Origin of the sequence: Achromobacter sp. Bel (genome assembly GCF_012928505.1) — a bacterium.
GTDB lineage: Bacteria > Pseudomonadota > Gammaproteobacteria > Burkholderiales > Burkholderiaceae_B > Achromobacter.
Map to the genome: position 1 here is coordinate 73,139 of NZ_JABBJN010000023.1, position 21,562 is coordinate 94,700.

At 65.4% G+C, this 21,562-nt stretch carries 20 protein-coding genes; 10 read left to right on the plus strand and 10 right to left on the minus strand.

The window, feature by feature from the left end; all coding sequences use genetic code 11:
* Positions 1–46: 46 nt before the first annotated feature.
* The 6 genes from gsiB to HG262_RS16040 all read left to right on the plus strand — a co-directional run bounded on the left by gsiB (position 47) and on the right by HG262_RS16040 (position 7,378).
* Positions 47–1,600: a glutathione ABC transporter substrate-binding protein GsiB gene (gene gsiB / locus HG262_RS16015; RefSeq protein WP_169271945.1), complete on the plus strand. Its 1,554-nt coding sequence runs from the start codon at positions 47–49 to the stop codon at positions 1,598–1,600.
* Positions 1,601–1,689: 89 nt separating this feature from the next.
* Complete coding sequence (gene gsiC, locus HG262_RS16020; protein ID WP_169271946.1) at positions 1,690–2,610, plus strand: glutathione ABC transporter permease GsiC; 921 nt, start codon at positions 1,690–1,692, stop codon at positions 2,608–2,610.
* Between the two features lie 7 nt (positions 2,611–2,617).
* Positions 2,618–3,517, plus strand: coding sequence for a glutathione ABC transporter permease GsiD (gene gsiD / locus HG262_RS16025; RefSeq protein ID WP_169271947.1), 900 nt, complete (start codon positions 2,618–2,620; stop codon positions 3,515–3,517).
* A gap of 116 nt (positions 3,518–3,633) precedes the next feature.
* Positions 3,634–4,728 carry a P1 family peptidase gene (locus tag HG262_RS16030; RefSeq protein ID WP_169271948.1) on the plus strand — a complete coding sequence of 365 codons (1,095 nt, stop codon included), beginning with the start codon at positions 3,634–3,636 and terminating at the stop codon, positions 4,726–4,728.
* 20 nt (positions 4,729–4,748) lie between these two features.
* A complete protein-coding gene (locus tag HG262_RS16035) occupies positions 4,749–5,573 on the plus strand; it encodes a M55 family metallopeptidase (RefSeq protein ID WP_169271949.1) in 825 nt (274 codons plus the stop codon).
* 14 nt (positions 5,574–5,587) lie between these two features.
* Positions 5,588–7,378, plus strand: a complete 1,791-nt coding sequence (locus HG262_RS16040; protein WP_169271950.1) for an aminopeptidase P family protein — start codon at positions 5,588–5,590, stop codon at positions 7,376–7,378.
* Positions 7,379–7,453: 75 nt separating this feature from the next.
* Here the strand turns inward: HG262_RS16040 and HG262_RS16045 are convergent, their stop codons facing one another.
* Positions 7,454–8,455, minus strand: a complete 1,002-nt coding sequence (locus tag HG262_RS16045; RefSeq protein WP_169271951.1) for a hypothetical protein — start codon at positions 8,453–8,455, stop codon at positions 7,454–7,456.
* A 220-nt stretch (positions 8,456–8,675) separates the two neighbouring features.
* Between HG262_RS16045 and HG262_RS16050 the strand changes: the two genes are divergently transcribed.
* From HG262_RS16050 to ftsB, 4 genes are all read left to right on the plus strand, one after another.
* Positions 8,676–10,328 carry a CTP synthase gene (locus HG262_RS16050; RefSeq protein ID WP_006223886.1) on the plus strand — a complete coding sequence of 551 codons (1,653 nt, stop codon included), beginning with the start codon at positions 8,676–8,678 and terminating at the stop codon, positions 10,326–10,328.
* A gap of 203 nt (positions 10,329–10,531) precedes the next feature.
* Positions 10,532–10,816, plus strand: coding sequence for a DUF1330 domain-containing protein (locus HG262_RS16055; protein ID WP_006223888.1), 285 nt, complete (start codon positions 10,532–10,534; stop codon positions 10,814–10,816).
* A 4-nt stretch (positions 10,817–10,820) separates the two neighbouring features.
* Positions 10,821–12,107 (plus strand): phosphopyruvate hydratase, encoded by a 1,287-nt coding sequence (gene eno, locus HG262_RS16060; RefSeq protein ID WP_006218107.1) that lies wholly within the window; start codon positions 10,821–10,823, stop codon positions 12,105–12,107.
* 71 nt (positions 12,108–12,178) lie between these two features.
* Positions 12,179–12,631: a cell division protein FtsB gene (ftsB, locus tag HG262_RS16065; protein ID WP_169271952.1), complete on the plus strand. Its 453-nt coding sequence runs from the start codon at positions 12,179–12,181 to the stop codon at positions 12,629–12,631.
* A 9-nt stretch (positions 12,632–12,640) separates the two neighbouring features.
* Here the strand turns inward: ftsB and HG262_RS16070 are convergent, their stop codons facing one another.
* From HG262_RS16070 to HG262_RS16110, 9 genes are all read right to left on the minus strand, one after another.
* Positions 12,641–13,378 (minus strand): TadE/TadG family type IV pilus assembly protein, encoded by a 738-nt coding sequence (locus tag HG262_RS16070; protein WP_169271953.1) that lies wholly within the window; start codon positions 13,376–13,378, stop codon positions 12,641–12,643.
* Between the two features lie 89 nt (positions 13,379–13,467).
* Positions 13,468–14,397 (minus strand): Hsp33 family molecular chaperone HslO, encoded by a 930-nt coding sequence (gene hslO / locus HG262_RS16075; protein WP_169271954.1) that lies wholly within the window; start codon positions 14,395–14,397, stop codon positions 13,468–13,470.
* Between the two features lie 73 nt (positions 14,398–14,470).
* On the minus strand, positions 14,471–14,992 hold the full coding sequence (locus tag HG262_RS16080; protein ID WP_169271955.1) for a gamma carbonic anhydrase family protein: 522 nt from the start codon (positions 14,990–14,992) through the stop codon (positions 14,471–14,473).
* Between the two features lie 4 nt (positions 14,993–14,996).
* Entirely contained in the window at positions 14,997–16,775 is a 1,779-nt protein-coding gene (locus HG262_RS16085; RefSeq protein WP_169271956.1) for an AMP-binding protein, read from the minus strand.
* A gap of 129 nt (positions 16,776–16,904) precedes the next feature.
* Entirely contained in the window at positions 16,905–17,777 is an 873-nt protein-coding gene (locus tag HG262_RS16090; RefSeq protein ID WP_211187387.1) for a UDP-2,3-diacylglucosamine diphosphatase, read from the minus strand.
* A gap of 103 nt (positions 17,778–17,880) precedes the next feature.
* Positions 17,881–18,789 (minus strand): DUF2167 domain-containing protein, encoded by a 909-nt coding sequence (locus HG262_RS16095; protein WP_169271958.1) that lies wholly within the window; start codon positions 18,787–18,789, stop codon positions 17,881–17,883.
* Positions 18,790–18,915: 126 nt separating this feature from the next.
* Positions 18,916–19,434 carry an RDD family protein gene (locus tag HG262_RS16100; protein ID WP_169271959.1) on the minus strand — a complete coding sequence of 173 codons (519 nt, stop codon included), beginning with the start codon at positions 19,432–19,434 and terminating at the stop codon, positions 18,916–18,918.
* Positions 19,435–19,676: 242 nt separating this feature from the next.
* Complete coding sequence (locus HG262_RS16105) at positions 19,677–19,865, minus strand: hypothetical protein (RefSeq protein ID WP_035212795.1); 189 nt, start codon at positions 19,863–19,865, stop codon at positions 19,677–19,679.
* A gap of 259 nt (positions 19,866–20,124) precedes the next feature.
* Positions 20,125–21,561, minus strand: coding sequence for a class I SAM-dependent RNA methyltransferase (locus tag HG262_RS16110; RefSeq protein ID WP_348984397.1), 1,437 nt, complete (start codon positions 21,559–21,561; stop codon positions 20,125–20,127).
* Position 21,562 lies beyond the last annotated feature (1 nt).

Here is a 21,562-nt window from a genome sequence, read left to right on the forward strand (position 1 = left end):
TTCTTCCACCAAAACCCCCTAATTCCTTACGGAACCAGGAGTTGCAATGATGAAAGTTCTGCGCCCCACCAAGCTGATGGCCGCCGCCGCGGTGGCCTTCGGTGTGCTCACTTCGCCGTTGGCGTTTGCCGCCAAGGACGTGACGTTTGCCGTCTCCATCGCACTGGAAACGCTTGACCCGTACAACACCAACAGCACCCTGAACCAGGCGGCCGGCAAGGCCTACTACGAAGGCCTGTTCGAATTCGACAAGGACCTGAAGATCCAGAAGGTCCTGGCGACCGACTACACCGTCAGCGAAGACGGCCTGGTCTACACGTTCAAGCTGCGTCCCGGCGTGAAGTTCCACGACGGCACCGACTTCAACGCCGAAGCGGTCAAGATCAACTTCGATCGTCCGGCCAACCCGGAAAACCGCCTGTCGCGCTACATCCAGTTCAGCGTCATCGACAAGACCGAAGTGGTTGATCCGATGACCGTCAAGATCACGCTGAAGAAGCCGTTCTCGGCCTTCATCAACGCGCTGGCCCACCCGGCCGCCATGATGATCTCGCCGGCTGCCCTGGCCAAGTACGGCAAGGAAATCGGTTTCCACCCGGTGGGCACCGGCCCGTTCGAATTCGTCGAATGGAAGCCGGCTGAATACCTGAAGGTCAAGAAGTTCGACGGCTACTGGAAGAAGGGCTACCCGAAGGTCGACACGCTGACCTTCCGTACCGTGACCGACAACAACACCCGCGCCGCCGTGGTGCAGACGGGCGAAGCGCAGTTCGCTTTCCCGGTGCCGTTCGAACAAGCCGCCGTGCTCTCGAAGAACGACAAGCTGGACGTGGTCGACCACAAGAACTCGATCATGGCTCGCTACCTGTCGATGAACACGCAGCAAAAGCCGTTCGACAATGTCAAGGTGCGTGAGGCGATCAACTACGCCATCAACAAGGAAGCCCTGGCCAAGGTCGCTTTCTCGGGCTACGCCACCATCGTCGACGGCGTCGTGCCGGCCGGCGTGGACTTTGCGCACAAGACCGGTCCGTGGCCGTATGACATCAAGAAGGCCAAGGCCCTGCTGGCCGAAGCTGGCTACCCCAACGGCTTTGAAAGCACCCTGTGGTCCGCCTATAACGACGGCACCTCGGTGAAGGTGGTCCAGTTCCTGCAGCAGCAACTGGCGCAAGTCGGCATCAAGGTGCAGGTGGAAGTGCTGGAATCGGGTCAACGCGTGCAGCGCGTCCAGCAAGTGCAAAAGCCGGAAGATGCCAAGGTCCGCATGTACTACGCCGGCTGGTCGTCCTCGACCGGTGAAGCCGACTGGGGCCTGCGTCCGTTGCTGACCACCGCCGCTTTCCCGCCTGTGCTGAACAACGTGTCCTACTACTCGAACAAGTCGGTTGATGCCGGCGTTCAAGAAGCCCTGGCCACGACCGACCGCGCCAAGAAGACGGAAATCTACAAGACCGTTCAGGAAACCATCTGGAAGGATGCCCCGTGGGCCTTCCTGGTGACCCAGAACAACCTGTACGTGAAGTCGAAGAACCTGTCGGGCGTGTATGTGGAACCGGACACCTCGTTCTGGTTCGGCGACATCGATCTGAAGCAGTAACCCTAGCAGTCACTCTCGGGGCCTTCGGGCCCTTGTAAGGCCACATTCGGCGGGGACGCGGTGTCCCCGCCGATGTTGCAGGAATTTCAATGCTGACCTACATCGTCAAACGTCTTCTGGGCATGATCCCCACGCTGCTGCTGGTAGCCGTGGTCGTGTTCCTGTTTGTGCACATGCTTCCGGGCGACCCGGCGCGACTGGCCGCGGGCCAGGAGGCCGACCAGCAAACCGTTGAGCTGGTGCGCAAGGAACTTGGGCTGGATCTGCCCCTGCCGCAGCAGTTCGTGCGCTACTTCAGCAACATGCTGCAAGGCGACCTGGGTACCTCGCTGCGTACCAAGCGCCCTGTCTCGACCGAAATTTCCGACCGCTTCATGCCCACGCTGTGGCTGACGCTCGCCAGCATGGCGTGGTCAGTCACCTTCGGCATGATCATCGGCATTGTCTCGGCGGTCTGGCGCAATCGCTGGCCCGACCGTCTTGGCATGACACTGGCGGTGTCAGGCATCTCGTTCCCCGCGTTCGCGCTGGGCATGATGCTGATGCAGGTGTTTTCGGTGAATCTGGGTTGGCTGCCGACCGTGGGCGCCTCGACCTGGCAACACTACATCTTGCCGTCCATCACGCTGGGCGCCGCGGTAGCCGCCGTCATGGCGCGCTTTACCCGGGCTTCGTTCGTGGAAGTCATCCAGGAAGACTTTGTGCGCACGGCTCGCGCAAAAGGCCTGACCGAACGCCGCGTGGTCATCAAGCATGCGCTGCGCAACGCGCTGATTCCCGTCGTGACCATGATGGGCTTGCAGTTCGGCTTCTTGCTGGGCGGCTCGATCGTGGTCGAGACCGTGTTCAACTGGCCCGGCCTTGGCCGTCTGCTGGTCGACGCCGTGACCCAACGCGACTATCCGGTGATCCAGGGCCTGGTGCTGCTGTTCTCGCTGGAATTCATCCTGATCAACCTGATTGTCGACGTGCTCTACGGCGTCATCAATCCCAGCATCCGTTACAAGTGAGGCGGCCATGAGCAATACGACACCCGCCACGACCATCGCCGCCGCTCCGAAGAACGACGTGCGCACGCCCGCCACTGAGTTCTGGCGCAAATTCAAGAAGCAGAAGCTGGGCGTGGGCGCCGGCATCTTCGTCCTGCTGCTTGTCGTGATCGCGGTCTTCGCGCCGTGGATCGTGCCGTTCGACGCCGAGAACTTCTTCGACTACGACGCGCTGAATGCCGGCCCGTCGCTGACCCACTGGCTGGGCGTGGATTCGCTGGGCCGCGACATCTTCAGCCGCATCGTCATGGGGGCGCGGATCTCGTTGGCCGCGGGCTTCCTGTCGGTGGCCATGGGCGCCGTCGTCGGCACTTTCATGGGCTTGATGGCCGGCTACTACGAGGGCTGGTGGGAACGCATCACCATGCGTATCTCGGACGTGCTGCTGGCATTTCCCGGCATGCTGCTGGCCATCGGCGTGGTGGCCGTGCTGGGTTCCAGCATGATCAACGTGATCGTGGCCGTGGCCGTGTTCAGCGTGCCGGCATTCGCCCGCCTGGTACGCGGCAACACGCTGTCGATCAAGCAGATGACCTACGTCGAGGCGGTCAAGAGCGTGGGCGCGTCCGACTGGACCATCATCATGCGCCACATCCTGCCCGGCACGATCTCGCCGATCGTGGTGTACGGCACGATGCGTATCGGCACGTCGATCATCACCGCCGCCAGCTTGTCCTTCCTGGGCATGGGCGCCTCGCCTCCCACGCCGGAGTGGGGCGCCATGCTGAACGAAGCGCGCGCCGACATGGTGATCGCCCCGCACGTGGCGATCTTCCCGGCACTGGCGATCTTCCTGACGGTGCTGGCCTTCAACCTGCTGGGCGACGGCCTGCGCGACGCGCTCGATCCGAAGATCGACCGCAAGTAACGCGTCGTTATTCTCGCCGCCGTCCTCGTTCCACGCGCATCTCGAATCGGTTGCACGTGATCTGAACGAAGGGCGGCGGCGTTTTGCATTAAGGAGCGTGGCGACACGCGGCAACCATGGACAAACAATCGCTGGACCTTCCTCGCATCGGCGTGCTGCCGTCGGGGCCCTTGGATTCGATTTGCGACGCGGGTGACGTCACTGTCGGACACTGCACGTTGGCCGATGGTGCGCAACAGACCGGCGTGACCGTCGTGCGTCCGCATGGCGGCAACCCTTATCTGGACAAAGTGCCCGCCGCCGCGACGGTATTGAACGGCTTTGGCAAAAGCACCGGGCTGATCCAGGTGCAAGAGCTGGGCGTGCTGGAAACGCCCATTGCGCTGACGAACACCTTTGGTGTGGGCACCGTGGCTAACGCGCAGATCCGGCAAGCCATCGCGGCCAACCCCGATATCGGGCGCGGCATGGCCACCGTGAACCCGCTGGTCTTCGAATGCAATGACGGTTATTTGAACGACATCCAGGCGCTGGCCGTGCAGGAGGCGCACTACGCCGAGGCCTACGGCAACGCCGCCAAATCGTTTGCGCAAGGAGCAGCGGGCGCGGGGCGCGGCATGTCGTGCTTTTCATTCAAGGGCGGCATCGGCTCGGCGTCCCGCGTGGCGTCGATCCAGCCCGGCTTGCGTTACACCGTCGGCGCGCTGGTGCTGTCCAACTTCGGCCGCTTGCCCAACCTGACCGTGGCGGGCCGCCCGTTTGGTCGTCGCCTGGCGGACCAGTTGGACCGGGGCCTGGCGCAGCAAGGCGAGAACGCGGCGATCGTGCCGGAGAAGGGGTCGATCATCCTGTTGCTGGCGACCGACGCGCCACTGGACTCTCGCCAACTGCGCCGGCTGTCGCTGCGCGCGGGCGCCGGCCTGGCGCGCACGGGGTCGGTGTTCGGCCATGGCAGCGGCGACATTGCGCTGGCGTTTTCCACGGCCTACACCGTGCCGCAACGGGCCGAACAGCCGATGCCCGCGGTGGCAATGCTGCATGAAACCCGTATCGACCCCTTGTTCGAAGCGGCCGCCGAGGCCTGCGAACAAGCCATCATTTCCGCGCTCTGGCATGCTGACGGCGTGACCGGACGCGACGGCCATCACCGCGCCGCGATCCGCGACGCGGCGCCCCAATGGCGCCAGTGGCTGTCCGACACCGCATTCTGAATTCCTCGAGGCCTGACCCCATGAAGATCCTGATTTCCACCGATATCGAAGGCGTCGCCGGCGTCTTCCATGCTGAACAAGTCCGCGCCGGCAACGGCGAATACGAGCGCGCCCGCGCCTGGATGACCGCCGAGGCCAATGCGGCCGTGCAAGGCGCGATTGCCGGCGGCGCCGAAGAGATCCTGGTCAACGATTCGCACGGGGGCTTTCGCAACCTGCTGCCCGACGGCCTGGACGAGCGCGCCCGCCTGGTGCTGGGCAAGCCGCGCTACCTGGGCATGATGGGCGGCCTGGAAGAGGGTTGCGACGCCGTCTTCATGATCGGCTACCACTCGCGTTCGCAAGGCCGCGGCATCTTGGCCCACACGATCAACAGCTTCGCGTTCTCGCGCGTGTTCATCAACGGGATGGAGCTGGGCGAAGCCGGTTTGTACGGCGCGCTGGCCGGCGAGATGGGCGTGCCCGTCATCCTGGGCACGGGCGACGACGTGTTCATTTCGGAGACCCGCGACACCTTCCCGGGCGCCGAATGGGTGCAGACCAAAGTGGCCCACGGGCAGGGCAGCGGCGTCACCTTGTCGCCAGCCGCTTCGCGTCGCGCCATCGCCGCCGCGGCCGAAACCGCCGTGCGCAACCTGAAGAAGCAGGCCCCCGTTCCTTTCCGCGTGCCTGCCCCTATAGAATGCCGGTTGCAGACGCAGAGCGCGGCGCTGGCCGACCTGTTCTGCATGTGGCCCACGCTGGAACGCGTGGACGGCGTCACCTTGCGATTCACCACGGATAGCATGCAGGCCGCCGTCCGTACGCTGAACAGCCTGGCCGCCATGTCTTTCATGTTGCGCTAAGGATCCCATCCCCCATGTCTAGCACCGACGCCCGTATCGCCCAATTGCGGCAGGCCATGAGCCGCCGCGGCCTGTCCGCCTATATCGTCCCGTCTTCGGACCCGCACCTGTCCGAATACCTGCCGGCGCGCTGGCAAGGGCGGCGCTGGCTGTCGGGCTTCACCGGGTCGGTGGGAACCCTTGTCGTCACGGCCGATTTCGCCGGGCTGTGGGTGGACAGCCGCTACTGGGTGCAGGCCGAGGCGCAACTGGCCGGCACGGGCGTGCAACTGATGAAAATCGCACTGGCCTCGACGCCCGGGCATGTGGACTGGCTGGCCGCCAACACGCGGGCCGGCGACGTCATCGGCGTGGACGGCCAGGTGCTGGGGCTGGGCGCGTTCCGCGCCTTGTCGGCGGCCGCGGCCACGTCCGGCGCCACGCTGGAAATCCGCGCCGACCTGCTGGACGAGGTCTGGACGGACCGCGCCGGCCTGCCGGACGCGAAGATCTATGAGCACGTGGCGCCCGAGGCCTGCGTGAGTCGTGCCGACAAGCTGGCGCAGGTGCGCGACGGCATGCGCGCGCACGGCGCCGACGTCCATTTCATCTGTACGGTGGACGATATCGCCTGGCTGCTGAACCTGCGTGGCGCCGATGTGGACTACAACCCGGTGTTCGTCGGCCATGCGCTGATCGGCCTGGACCACGCCACGCTGTTCGTGGCTGACGGCAAGGTCGACGACGCGTTGCGCGCCACGCTGGCCGCCGATGGCGTCGACGTGGCGGGCTATGCCCAGGCCGCCGATGCCTTGGCCTCGCTGGAACTGGACCAGAAGTTGCTGATCGATCCGGCACGCGTGACCTGCGGCGTGTTCCATGCCATGGACCCGGCCGTGCCGCGCATCGAAGCGATCAACCCGTCCACGTTGCTGAAGTCCCGCAAGACCGACGCCGAGCTGGCCCATGTGCGCCAGGCGATGGCGCAGGACGGCGCGGCGCTGTGCGAATTCTTCGCCTGGTTCGAGGGCGCGCTGGGCAAGGAAACCATCACCGAACTGACGATCGACGAGCAGATCACTGCTGCCCGCGCGCGTCGGCCGGCTTACGTCTGCCCCAGCTTTGCCACCATCGCCGGCTTCAACGCCAACGGCGCCATGCCGCATTACCGCGCCACGCCGGAATCGCACGCCACCATCGAAGGCGACGGCCTGTTGCTGATCGATTCGGGCGGCCAGTACCTGGGCGGCACCACCGACATTACCCGCGTGGTCGCGGTGGGCACGCCCAGCGCCGACCAGAAGGTGGACTTCACGCTGGTGCTCAAGGGCATGATCGCGCTGTCGCGGGCCTCGTTCCCGCGCGGCACTCCGTCGCCCATGCTGGACGCCATCGCGCGCGCGCCCATCTGGGAAGGCGGCGCGGAATACGGCCACGGCACCGGCCACGGCGTCGGCTACTTTCTGAACGTCCACGAAGGCCCGCAAGTCATTTCGTACCGCGCCATGCCGGGGCCGCACACGGCGATGGAGCCGGGCATGATCACGTCGAACGAGCCGGGCATCTACCGTCCGGGCCGTTGGGGCGTGCGTATCGAGAACCTGGTGGCCAACCGCAGCTGGCTGACGTCCGAACTGGGCGAATTCCTGTGTTTCGAGACGCTGACGCTGTGCCCCATCGACACGCGCTGCATCGAACCGTCGCTGATGCGCGCCGACGAGACCGCCTGGCTGAACGACTATCACAAGACGGTGTTCGAACGTCTGTCGCCGCTGGTGGAAGGCGAGGCGCTGGCCTGGCTGACGCGCCGCACCGCGGCGATCTGACCCGTCTTGCAGGCGTATGAATAAAAAGGCCGCGGGCATCACGCCCGCGGCCTTTTCCTTTGTCGGAAACCCGGTTCAGGTTTGCGGTGAAACGGCTGTCGCTCGGGGATAGAGCGCCTTCCTGCCGATCAAGCAGGCCAACGCCAGCAGCATGCCGTAGGCCAGCAGGACCACGATCCCCGTCATGTAGGAGGACGCGGCGCGCATGAATTGGTCCCAGGTCATCGCCCGGATGACCAGGTAGCCCAGGCCCACGCCCAACGCCTGGGCCAGCCAGAACGCCAGGGTGCCATGGGCCACCGCCCGGCCCAGCCGCGCCGTGCCGAGCAAGCGCGGCAGCAGCTTCAGGCAGAGCGCGACGCACATCGCCATCAAGATCGCGGGCAGGATCAGGTAGCCCAGCGCGAATTCTGTCCAGCCCGCGCCGCCGGACTGCATCTGCAGGAAACCGCCCAGCGCGATCGAGGCCCCCAGTTGCCAGATCAGCACCGTCAGCCCGGTGATCCAGGCCGCATGGCGCCGGTCGTACGGCGGGCCACTGGCCGGGCCGGCGGGCTGCACGGTCCAGGCGGCGATGTGCACGATGACCCAGATGCCGATGATCTCCAGCAAAATGGTCACGACGCGGACGATGAGGCCCAGCGCCAGGAATTGGCCGATCATGCCGATGCCGGACCAGTCCTCCAGCATGCCGCGGTTGTTCATGACGAACTGCATCAGCGTGTTGTGCAGAAAGGCCGTGCCGGCGGCTACGGCCAGCGTGTAGACCAGCAGCAGGGCGATGAAGGTGCCGAACAGCTTGCGGGGTTCGTCCACGGTCAGGGTGTTGTTGCGCGCCAGCCAGCGGCGCATGGCGCCCCAGGCCGTCAAACCGGCGATCACTGCCGCCATGGCGATGTGTGCCAGCATCGGCACCAGGTATTGGGGCTGGGTGTGCAGTTCCCGCATGTCCTGGAACTGGGGCATGCCGATCAGCAAATAACCTTGGACGGCAGCGGCGTAAGCCAGGCGCAGGAACACCGCGGTAAGCGCCAGGCGCCAGGCGAGCGAAGCGGGGGATCGGACGGGATCGGTCATCGGCAGGGCGCGAAGTGTTGAGAAAAAACAGCAGTCGAAAAATTAGGGATCGAACATAGCACGGCACCGCGCCGCGCCCTGCAACGGGCTGGCCGTCAATGCGTTTCGAGTGCTGCCAAATGTTACGCGTCATCGCTAGGGGAAAACCCAAATAACCGCCGCCGCCCGGCTATAATCCAAATTTCCCGCACGCGCCCGCTCGTCCCGGGTGCTCATTACGATGACCAAATACGTATTTGTCACCGGCGGAGTGGTGTCTTCCCTGGGCAAGGGCATCGCCGCTGCGTCGCTCGCCGCCATTCTCGAATCGCGTGGTTTGCAGGTCACCATGCTGAAGCTCGACCCGTACATCAACGTCGATCCGGGCACGATGAGCCCCTTCCAGCACGGTGAAGTGTTCGTCACGGAAGACGGCGCCGAAACCGATCTGGACCTGGGCCACTACGAGCGCTTCATCTCCGCCCGCATGCACAAGGTGAACAACTTCACCACGGGCCAGATCTACGAATCGGTGCTGCGCAAAGAGCGTCGTGGCGACTACCTGGGCAAGACTGTCCAGGTGATTCCGCACATCACCAACGAAATCCAGGACTTCATCGCCCGTGGCGCCGAAGCCGGCTGGAACGGCAACACGGACGTCGCCATCGTCGAGATCGGCGGCACCGTGGGCGACATCGAGTCCCTGCCTTTCCTGGAAGCCGCCCGCCAGATGAGCCTGCGCATGGGCCGCAACAACGCGGCTTTCGTGCATCTGACCCTGGTGCCCTTCATCGCCTCCGCGGGCGAACTGAAGACCAAGCCCACGCAGCACTCGGTGCAGAAGCTGCGCGAAATCGGCATCTACCCGAACGCGCTGCTGTGCCGCGCCGACCGTCCCATTCCGGACGACGAGCGCGCCAAGATCTCGATGTTCTCGAACGTGCCCCTGGACGCTGTCATTTCCGTCTGGGACGCCGATTCCATCTACAAGATCCCGGCCATGCTGCACAAGCAGGGCGTGGACAACATCGTCTGCGAGGCGCTGGGCCTGACCCCGCCACCGGCCGATCTGTCCATGTGGGACAACCTGGTCGAAGCGCTGGAGCATCCCCAGCACCAGCTGACGATCGGCATGGTCGGCAAGTACGTCGACCTGACCGAATCGTACAAGTCGCTGACGGAAGCGCTGGTCCACGCCGGCATCCACACGCGTTCGAAGATCAACATCGAGTACATCGATTCGGAAGACATCGAAACCCGCGGCACCGACCAACTGAAGCACCTGGACGCCATCCTGGTGCCGGGCGGCTTTGGCAAGCGCGGCACCGAGGGCAAGATCGCCGCCATCCGCTACGCCCGTGAAAACGGCGTGCCGTACCTGGGCATCTGCCTGGGGATGCAACTGGCCGTCATCGAGTTCGCGCGCCACGTCGCCGGTCTGGGCGGCGCCAACAGCACGGAATTCGATCCGTCCGCCCCGCACCCGGTGGTGGCCCTGATCACCGAATGGATGGACCGCGAAGGCAAGGTCGAAAAGCGCGACAACACGTCCGATTTGGGCGGCACCATGCGCAAGGGCGCGCAGCGCGTGCCGATCAAGGCCGGCACCCGCGCGCAGACCATCTACGGCGACGAAGTGAACGAGCGTCACCGTCACCGCTACGAGGTCAACAACGTCTACGTGCCGCGCCTGGAAGAGGCTGGCATGGTGATCAGCGCCCGTACGCCGTCCGAGAACCTGCCGGAAATGATGGAATTGCCCGACCACCCGTGGTTTGTGGGCGTCCAGTTCCACCCGGAGTTCACGTCCACCCCGCGTGACGGCCACCCGTTGTTCTCCAGCTATATCCGCGCCGCCATCGAGCAAAAGGCTCGCCGCGGCCAGGGGGCGTAATGCGCGCCTGCGGTCTCGAGTTCCGTAAGCGGATCCTCGGGGCCGCGGGCCCGTCCCCCAGCGCCGCGCTATACGGCGGCGCTGCTTTCGGATACAACCAATTAGCATCGGATATGCGTCGCCAGGCCGGCTTGGGCCACACTGGCGGCGTTGTCGTATCCGGAATCAGATACCAACCCACGCAACTGCCCTGAAGGAACCCCATGAGTGCTTACCTCATCGCCGACGTCACGGTGACCAAGCCCGCGCAATACGAGGATTACAAGCGTCTGTCCACGCTCGCCATGCGCGCGTACGATGCCAAGATCCTGGTGCGCGGCGGAGAGTCCAAGCACCTTGAGGGCCGTGAGCCCGGCCGCACCGTCGTCATGGAGTTCCCCTCCATGGCCGCCGCCCAGGCTTTCTACGACTCCTGGCAGTACCGCCGTGCCCGCAACGCCCGAGAGGGCGCGGCTGTCATGAATATGTTTATCGTTCAGGGAATGTAAAGTCATGAGTGCAATCGTCGATATCATCGGCCGCGAGATTCTGGATTCGCGCGGCAATCCCACCGTGGAATGTGATGTGCTGCTGGAATCCGGCGCCATGGGCCGCGCGGCCGTGCCGTCCGGCGCCTCCACGGGCGCCCGCGAAGCCATCGAGCTGCGCGACGGCGACAAGAGCCGTTATCTGGGCAAGGGCGTGCTGCGCGCCGTTGAAAACCTGAACACGGAAATCTCCGAAGCCCTGATGGGCCTGGACGCCCAGGAACAGACCTTCGTCGATCGCACCCTGATCGAGCTGGACGGCACCGAGTCCAAGGAACGCCTGGGCGCCAACGCGATCCTGGCCGCCAGCATGGCCGTGGCCCGCGCCGCCGCCGACGAGTCGGGCCTGTCGCTGTACCGCTATTTCGGCGGCAGCGGCCCCATGAGCATGCCCGTGCCGATGATGAACGTCATCAACGGCGGCGCGCACGCCAACAACACGCTCGACCTGCAAGAACTGATGATCCTGCCGGTCGGCGCAGGCAGCTTCCGCGAAGCCCTGCGTTGGGGCGCTGAAGTCTTCCACATGCTGAAAAAGCTGATCCACGGCCAGGGCATGTCCACGGCTGTCGGCGATGAGGGTGGTTTCGCGCCCAACGTGCCCAGCCACGAAGCCGCCATCCAGCTCATCCTGAAGGCCATCACCGAAGCCGGCTACGAGCCGGGCACGCAGATCGCCCTGGGCCTGGACTGCGCCAGCTCGGAGTTCTACCGCGACGGCAAGTACACGCTGGCCGGCGAAGGCGGCATCTCGCTGTCCTCGCAGGAATTCACCAACCTGCTGGCCACGTGGTGCGACAAGTACCCGATCATCTCTATCGAAGACGGCATGGCCGAAAACGATTGGGACGGCTGGAAGCTCTTGACCGACCAGTTGGGCAAGAAGGTGCAATTGGTGGGCGACGACCTGTTCGTCACCAACACCAAGATCCTGCGCGAAGGCATCCAGAAGGGCGTCGCCAACTCGATCCTGATCAAGATCAACCAGATCGGCACGCTGACCGAAACCTTCGCCGCCATCGAAATGGCCAAGCGCGCCGGCTACACCGCCGTCGTGTCGCACCGTTCGGGCGAAACCGAAGATTCGACCATTGCCGACATCGCCGTGGCGACCAATGCGATGCAGATCAAGACGGGTTCGCTGTCCCGTTCGGATCGCATGGCCAAGTACAACCAGCTCCTGCGTATCGAGGAAGAGCTGGCCGAAGTGGCGTCGTATCCTGGCCTGGAAGCTTTCTACAACCTGCGTTGATGGGAAGCGCGGCGGCGGCGCCTGGCGCCGTCACCGCATCCGCGCCACGACTGCTCTGAGGGTTCTCGCGTATGCGCCTGTTGTTCCTGGTGCTGTTCGTGCTGGTAGGCTTGATCCAATACCCGCTGTGGCTGGGTAAGGGCGGCTGGTTCAAGGTCTGGGATTTGCAACGCCAGGTGGCGGAGCAGCGCGAGACCAATGAAGGCCTGCGCGCGCGCAACGCCGCGCTGGAAGCCGAAGTGCGGGATCTTGAAGGCGGTTCGGGTGCTATTGAAGAGCGCGCCCGGGGTGAGCTCGGCATGATGCGCGAGGGCGAAGTCTTCGTGCATATCCTGCCGCAGAACACGCAACCGCCCACTTCCGGCACCGCGTTGACGGCCGAGCCCGCCGCCAGGCCGGCCACTGCCACGCGCGCCAGCGCACCGGCCGCCAAGCCGCCCGCCAACCGCGCGGCCACCCCTGCCGCCAACTCGGCGGCGGCCAAACCCGCCAACCCGGCGAATAACGCCACGCCCCGTCACTGAGGTTTTTCCTTAGCGGCAACGGGCGTCGCGGCAGGCGCCAAACACCATTCCTTCCGGTTGGGGCGCCTTGCCCGACCAATCGACCGGATGCGAGTGCATCTCCATTTCCAGTTCCACCTGAATCGGCAGTAAGCCCTGCGCACGCGCCACGCCCGCATAGCTGGCATCGTCGCGTCCCAACGCCGCCAGCAGCACGCGCACGGGGGGCAGCAAGGGCCTGTGCAAATAGGTCAGGCGCAGCTTCAGCGTGTTCGCATCGAAGACGCTCATGCCCCCTGGCCGGGGCGGCCGGCGCGCATGTTGAAGATCCTGGTAGTCGTTGTCGATCGCACGCAAGCCCGGGGCGGCCGCCACCAGGCCGGTGCGGCCGTGCTCGCGGAACGCGCGGGCGTCGGGCTGCAGAACTTCGATGCGCCAAGGGGTCAGCCCGGTCAGCGCCGCGGTCCCGGCCTGGGCGCGTTCCTGCCGGCGTCGGGTGCCGGTTCTGCTGGCGTCGTCTTCGGCGCTGGCATGCAGGGGCAGCAAGGCGAGCTGAAAGGCCTGCCGAATGCGGGCGGGATTGCCGTGGGCGGTCGAGCCTGCCCGGGCGGCTTCCATCAGCGCCAGGTGCGCTATTTGCCGCACCGCCTGCCAACGGGCGGCATCGACTGCCAGCAGGCCCAGCAACAGCACCAAGGCGCCGGCCACGGCGAATTCGATAGCGGCGGCGCCCCGCTGACGCGGGCAGGCAAAGAAAAAGGCGGTCATGGCTGCGCAGTGTGGCGCGGCCATGACCGCCTGTCGATGCGGACAATCCGAAGGGATGAAACCGTCCCGGGAAGCGGGCCGGCGGGAAATCAATGCACGGTCGGGGGGGCGTCGTCGGCTGGCGGCTGGTTGGGCGCAAACAAGGTGGCGCAGTCGACCGCGTCGAACTTGTAGGGCTTGCCGCAGAAGTCGCAGGACACGTCCACCTGGCCGCGCTCGGCCAGGACGCTGTTGACTTCCTCTTCACCCAGCGAACGCAGCATGCTCGCCACCCGCTCGCGGGTGCAGGGGCAGTGCCAGCGCACCGTCACCGGATCGAACGCCAACAGCGTGTCTTCCCAGAACAGGCGGTGGATCAACGTGTCGATCTCGGCTTCCAGCACTTCGTCCCGCTTGAGGGTGCTGGCCAGCGCATTGGTGCGATCCCAGGTCTCCGCCGCGGCCTGTTCGGTCAGCAGCGGTGCATCCGAACCGCCGTGGTAGGGCAGGCGCTGAATCAGCATGCCGGCAGCATGGTCGGCGTCGGCCGCCAGCCACAGGCGGGTGTCCAGTTGCTCGGACGCCTTCATGTAGTGCTGCAGGGCTTGCGCCACGGTCTCGCCTTCCAGCGGCACGATACCTTGGTAGGCCTGTTGGCCCGGCAGCTTGCGCTGCGGATCCAGCACGACGATGAAGCGGCCGGCGCCGCCGGGATTCAGCAGGCTTTGCATCGTGCCGTCGGCGGGCACGTCATGGCCTTCGCGGACTTTGACGGTGGCGCGCAGGCTCAGGTCGGAACGGCATTCCACCACCAGCAGGGCGATGGGGCCGTCGCCCTGGATCTGAAGCACCAGCGAGCCCTCGAATTTGATGTTGGCGGCAAGCAGGGTGGACGCGGCCACCAGTTCGCCCAGCAGGTGGGTGATGGCGGGCGGGTAGTCGTGGTTGGCCTGGACGGCCTTCCAGGTTGCGTCCAGACGCACGGCCTGGATGCGGACGCCGCGGTCTTCGGTAAGGTATTTTTTAAGCTGATCGGTCATAGCGGAATGTTAGCCGATCAGGGGCGCGATTCCCCCTGCTGGCAGCAGGGGGTTCGGTGTTTGCCCGGGAGGGTCAGGCCAGCCTTTTCAGCGCGGTCTTATAGTGTTGGCCCCGCGCCACGTAATGGGCGGTGTTTTTGTGCAGATTGGCGATTTCTTCTTGGGAGAGTTCGCGCACGATCTTGCCGATGCCGATCACCAGGGAGTTGTCGGGGATGATCCGGTCTTCGGGGATGATCGCGCCGGCGCCGATCAGGCAATTGCGCCCGATGACCGCGTTGTTCAGCACGATCGCCTGCATGCCCACCAGGGCGCCTTCGTGGATGGTGCAGCCGTGCAGCATGGCCTGGTGGCCCACGGTCACGTTGGGGCCGATGGTCATGGGACAGCCGCTGTCCACGTGCAGGACGCTGGATTCCTGGATATTGGTGCCGTGGCGGATCAGGATGGCGTCGTTGTCGCCGCGGATCGATACGTTCGACCAGATGCTGACACCCGCTTCCAAGGTGACATTGCCGATGATGTCGGCGCTGTCGGCCACGTAAGCGGCGGGGTCGATGCGGGGGATCTGGTCGTCAAGCTGGTAAATGGGCATTGCCTCAAGACTCCGGTTGCTTCTCTTCGGGGGCGCCCGGGGCCGCGTTGACGTCAACGGCCGCGGCAGCGGCGGGCACCAGAGCCGGGGCGGGGGGCGTGGTCGGGGCGGGAGCCGACGCCGGGGCGGCGGCGCGGGCGCGCTCTTCTTCGCGCAGGCGCAGGATGCGGCGCTGGATTTTGCCGGTCGTCGTCATGGGTAACTCATCGACGAATTCGATCTCCTTCGGATACTCGTACGGCGCCAACCGCTCGCGCACGTGTTCCTGCAGGTTTTCGATGACATCGGCGCGGTCGCGGTGGGCGAACTCGGGCGTCAACACCACATACGCTTTGACCAGGGCGCCGCGCTCGACGTCCGGCTTGGGCACCACGGCGGCGTTGGCCACCGCGGGATGCCCGATCAGGCAGCTTTCGATTTCGCCCGGGCCGATCCGGTAGCCCGACGACTTGAACACGTCGTCCGCGCGGCCGGCATACCAGAGGTAGCCGTCGGCATCGAGGGTGGCGAGATCGCCCGTCAGGCACCAGTCGCCCTTGTATTTGGCCTGGGTGGCAGCTTCGTTGCGCCAATAGCCCAGGAACATCACCGGGTCGGGATAGCCGTGGATGTCCAGCCGGTTGACGGCGATTTCGCCGGTTTCGCCAGCGGCGACGGGCTTGCCGGCATCGTCCAGCACCGCGACCTGGTGGCCGGGGTAGGGACGGCCCATGCTGCCCGGCCGGGCGGGCCAGCGCTTCTGGCTGTTGCCCACCACATAGTTCATTTCCGTCTGGCCGAACATCTCGTTGGGCGTCACGCCCAGCGCCGATTGGCACCATTCGAAGACGGTCTCGCCCACGCTTTCGCCCGCGCTCATGATGGAGCGCAGAGCCAGCTGGTAGCGGTTGCGGGGTTCCGGCACCGCCTTCATCATGATCTTCAGGGCAGTGGGAAAGAGGAAGGTGTTGGTGACCTGATAGCGCTCCATCAGCTCGAACGCGCGCTCGGCGGAAAAGCGGCCGCGCGTGCCCACGATGGGGTGACCGAAATACAGGGTGGGCAGCAGCGCATCCATCATGCCGCCCGTCCAGGCCCAGTCGGCCGGCGACCAGAACACGTCGGCGGGCTTGGGGAACCAGTCCTGCGAGGCCACGAAGCCCGGCAGGTTGCCGATCAGCACGCTGTGCGGCAGCAGGGCACCCTTGGGCGCGCCGGTAGTGCCCGACGTGTAGAGCAGGATGGCGGGGTCGGACGACCGCGTCGGAATGGCCTTGAATTCGCTGGGCTGGCGGGCAAGCAGGCTGCGCCAGGGCAACACGCGTTCGTCCGCGAAGCCGATACCGATGATCTGCTGCAGGTTGGGGCAGTTGTCGCTGACGGCCAGCAGGTTGGCGCTGGAGGCGTGGTCCACGATGGCGACCCGGGTTTCGGAGTCGCGCAGGCGGCTTTCCAACGCTTCGGGGCCGAACAGGGCCGACAGGGGCAGCACGACGCCGCCAACCGTGTAGATGGCCATGTGGGCGACGACGGTTTCGGGGCGTTGCCCCAAAACGACACCGACCCGATCGCCGCGGCCCACGCCCATTTTTACCAGGCCGTTGGCCAGTTGATTGACGGCCTCGGCCAGTCGGGCATAGGTCCAGACTTCGCGGTTGCCGGACTCATCTTCGTAGTAGATGGCAATGCGCCGCGCATCCGGACTACTGGATGCCCAGCGGTGGCAGCACGCATCCGCAATGTTGAACTGGGTGGGTACCAGCCAGCGGAATGATTGGTAGAGCGCCTGATATTGGTCGTTCATGGCCCTATGTTGTAAGCATGTTGCAGCTGCGTGAACGGGCCAACTCGCCCGTTGCCTCAGATGCAAGCATGACCTAGAGGGCCGTGAACTGCAATATCCCCGTTGCGTAATGGGGACGCATACGGGTTATCACGGGTGTTTGCTTTGGCGGCGCAGTGCCGAGGGCAGGGCGGGCAGGGATAGCGAACGCGGGGGGCGGGCGATGGGTTCCGTCTGCCTCTCGGCCTGGATGGCGGCCCAGTCCAGCAGCTGCAGCTGGCCGTCGTGGGTTTCGGCCAGGGCGGACAGGCTTTCCACCCAATCGCCATCATTGCAGTACAGGATGCCGCCCACGTCGCGCAGCTCGGCCTTGTGGATATGGCCGCAGACCACGCCGTCAAGGCCGCGTCGGCGCGCTTCGCCGGCCAGCGCTTCTTCAAAATCCGTGATGAAGGAGACGGCGTTCTTGACCTTGTGCTTCAAGTATTGGGACAGGGACCAGTAGTGCAGCCCCAGCCGGTGGCGCAGCCGGTTGAAATGGTGGTTGATCCACAGCGCCAACTGGTAGAGCCCGTCGCCCAGGTGGGCCAGCCAGCGGCTGTGCTGGATCACGCCGTCGAACTGGTCGCCGTGCAGCACCAGCAGGCGCAGGCCTTTGGCCGTGACGTGCACGTCTTCGTCCAGGATCTCGATGTCGCCGAACGCGTAGCCCGCGAATTCTCGGGCGAATTCGTCATGGTTGCCGGGGACGAACACTACCCGCGTGCCGTTGCGCGCTTTGCGCAGGATGCGCTGGATGACGTCGTTGTGCGCCCGGGGCCAGTGCCAATGCTTGCGCAGTTGCCAGCCGTCCACGATATCGCCCACCAGATACAGGGTGTCCGAATCATTGTGATCCAGGAAATCGAGCAGGAATTCCGCCTTGCACCCGGCAGTGCCCAGGTGAATATCGGAAATCCAGAGGGCACGCCAGTGCGCGGGTCGGATTTCGTTCACGGTCGCTTCCATGTGGGCTGTCGTCATGCCTCAGGATGAAATCATCCGGCGATGACGGGCGTGTGAAGGATCCGTGACGCTGTTGTGACGACGGCGCGGCCTTGCGTGGCGCCGCCGTCACGGGAACCGCTCAGGGCTGCTGCGCGTCGGCCTTCTTGCCGCGCAGGCGCTTCCACAGCCCGCCGCCCAGCGCCGCGGCCGCCAGGATCCCGACCTTGGCGAACTTGGCCAGGAAGGCGGCAATGACGGCGAAAAGCCCCAGCTTTTTGGCCGCTACGCCGGCCACCAACGCAGCCAGCCCGTATTCCGCCACCTTGTCGGTCGAAGAGTCGAAATCGGCGTAGCGCTTGCCGTCCACGTAGTTCAGGTTGTCCAGCAGTGCCAGCACGGCGGTCTTGTCCTTGGGCACCAGGCTTTGTTGGGTGATCAGGTCCAGCGTGATGTAGCCGTCGCGGCCCAGCGCATAGGTGTTGTAGTTCACCGTGGGGTCTTCGCCGGCCTCGGCGCCCTTGTGCTTGGCGGCCACCGACCAGACCAGCCGCTGTGTATTGCTGTCGTACTTGGGGGCTTGGACCCAGCCGTCCACGGTCAGCTCGGGGAAGCCGCGCTTCTTGCGTTCTTCGTTGGACTGTTCGGTGCCTTCGCGCAGGCTGTCCAGCAGTTCGCCGACGTTCCAGTTCCGCGCGTCGTCGTCCTTGATGTAGCCGGCCTTGTCGAAATTGACGGTGACGACCCAGTCGTCCTCGTCGCTCTTGGGCATCACCACGCCCAAAAGCGACGGATCCTTGCCGTTGCCGTAGGCCTGCATCAAGCGCTCGGCCTGGAAGCGCGGGACGAAGAACATGTTCTGCGGCAGGTGCACCACGGCCTGATCGCCAAGCTTCACGTCCGCCGGCCCTTGCTGGGCGGCGGCGAAGGCGGCTTTCATGGCGGATTCGATTTCCTGCTGGGCCGATGCATTTTGGGCCGAGGCGCCGGCAGGCAGGAAGAGCAGCGCGCTGGCGGCGGCCAGCGACAGGCGGGAAATGAAAGCGCGCATGGGAGTCTTGAGGCGTCTGTTTAAAGGGGCCTCATTGTCTTGGCGGGCGACTTTCAACTTTCTGAAAGCAGGCAGCCATTTGGCCGCATGATTTTGCTGTTTGTAATAGTTTGTGTGGCGGTCGGCCTATCGGGCTTTCTGACGCTGCGGCGCGTTGCGCAGGCGCGTGCCCAGGATGCGGTCGTGCAGGAACTGGCCGTCGGGGTCGAGCCAGGACCAGATGAAGATCGTGAAGGGCGCAGCCACGATGAACATGTCCACCGAGGCCCACCCAGTGAGATTGGCCGCGCCCCAGACCACGGCGGCGCCCGCCAGGACCAACGGCCAGACCAGCACGTAACGCAGGATCAGGCGGGCCGTGCTGGGCGTATTGCCGTCCCGGTCCACCAGCCGGATATTCCAGGTCTTCATGGGCAGCGTCTGGCCGCGGCGGCGCCAGCACAGCACGAAGTAGGCGCCGATGGCGGTAAACAGCCAAGCCTGCCGCGCCCCGCGAAGCTCCAGCGCATTCTTGCTTTGCGTCAACGTATCCAGCAGGTAGCCCGCCAGGAACACCACGCCAAACAGCAGCACGGCTTCGTACATCATGCAGGCGAATCGGCGTAGCCGATTGGGTGTCTGGTCAAGGAGGGCGTCGGTGGTCATGGACCGGGATTATAGAAGAGGATGGTTAGCCCCCACGCTTCGCGCACTTCGTGCGCTCTCTGCCCCCCGAGGGGGCTTTCCTCCCCTTGGGGCGGCCCGGCGGGAGGAGGTGGCCCCCACGCTTCGCGCGCTGGGGAAGGACGAAAAAAAACCCGCCGGTAAGGGCGGGTCTATAAAAGGGGCTATGCAGCCCCCAAGGGGAAAATCTTTCGGGCCTTAGCGCTTAAGGCCCAGGCCTGTCTTTAGGCTGCGGAGTGCGCGTTCTTGGCGCTCGTCTTGCCAGCCAGGGCCTTCACGCCGTGGGCCAGCTTACGCAGGCCGGCGGCCAACGCCCGCATCGGGTGCGGACGGAATTGTTCTTCAATAGCCTGGAGCATCAGTTGGCGCTCGAGTTCGTCGGTCAGGCGGATGGTGTTGTTCGGGTTGATCACGTTAGCCTCCACGGGCTTGCACAGTTGTTTGCTACTAGGGATAACCCGAATTATAGGGTTTACCCTGAAACTGTGCAAGAGGAAGGTGCAAGCAGGTGCAACTTGGCAACACCCTGATGCTGATAATGCCCCAAAACCGAGCAGCGGGGCACCATAAGCAAAGATACGCGCACCATGTTGCGGCGCTTTTACAACGCGCGGATCCCGGCGGGAAAGCGGCTGGCGCCCAGGACGGAAAGCCGCCCCGGGCGCCGCACGATCAGGCGTCGCGGTAGCCGGCGGCGACCAATTCGAAACCGAACAGACGGCAGTCCAGCGCGCCGTTGTGCAGCGGCACGCGGCGCTTGGGCTTCAAGCGCATCTGGTTGGGCAGGGTCAGGTCGCTGGTGATGACGTGCAACTGCCAGCCGGCGAAATTGCGCTTCAGGCAACTGGCCCAATCGCGCCACAGGTCCGCGTCCTGCTCGGTCAGCATGCGCTCGCCGTAGGGCGGGTTGGTGACGATCCAGCCGTGGTCGGCGGGCGCCGTGATATCGCGGGCGTCGCCCACTTCAAAACGGATGGAATCGGCCGTCAGCCAGGCGCGCTCGGCATTGTTCTGGGCGAATTCAATGGCTTGCGGGTCCAGGTCGTAGCCGACCAGCGGCGCGTCCAGCTGCGGCAGGATGCGCGAACGGGCGTCGTCCTTCAGGTCGCGCCAGCGGTAGGCGTCATGGTCGCGCAGGCGCTCAAAGCCGAACGGGCGCGAGATGCCCGGGGGCACGCCCAGCGCGATCCAGGCGGCTTCGATCAGGATGGTCCCCGACCCGCAGAACGGGTCCAGCAACGGCGCAGCCGGGTCCCAGCCCGCCAGGGCCAGCATGCCGGCCGCCAGATTCTCGCGCAGCGGGGCCTCGCCCTTGTCCAGGCGCCAGCCGCGCTTGAACAGCGACTCGCCGGAGGTGTCCAGGTACAGGGTGGCGGTGTGGCCCGTCAGGAACAGGTGGACGCGGGCGTCCGGGCGCACCGTGTCGATGCTGGGGCGCTCGCCTTCCAGTTCGCGCAGGCGGTCGCAGATGCCGTCCTTGGCGCGCAGATTGCAGTACTGCAGGCTTTGCACCGGGCTCTTGATGGCCGAGGTGTCCACGCGCAGCGTCTGTTCGGCGCCGAACCAGCGTTCCCAGGGGGTATCGCGGGCCAGGTCGAGGATGTCGTCTTCGTGCGAGATCTCGGCGTGCGCGACCTGCACCAGGATGCGGGTGGCCAGGCGCGAATACAGGTTGGCGCGCTGCACGCCGGCCCAATCGGCCGTGAACGAGCAGCCAGCGCGGCCTGCCTTGGCGTCTTCGTAGCCCAAGGCCTGCATCTCTGCGGTCAGCGCCTCTTCCAGGCCTTGCGGGCAGGGCGCGAACACGGTGAACACTTCCGCCGGGCGCGGTTGGCGCGGGGCGCGGCTGCGGGTTTCGATGGTCGGGGCGCGTTCGCGGGTATCGTCTCGCGCGTCGACGAACTCCGGCTGGGCGTCCTGGCCGTGATCCCGCACGGGGTCGTGGTCGGTTTCGGCGGCGAATTCCGGTGCGGGGCCGTCATCCTCGAACGGGTCGTAGAAGCGTCCCGCCGGCGTGGCGGGGGCGATGTACTGGTCGTCGCGCAGGCGCGGCGCGCGCTGCTGTGGACGCGGGGGGCGCGAACTGGCGCCCGCGTCGCGTCGCGAGATC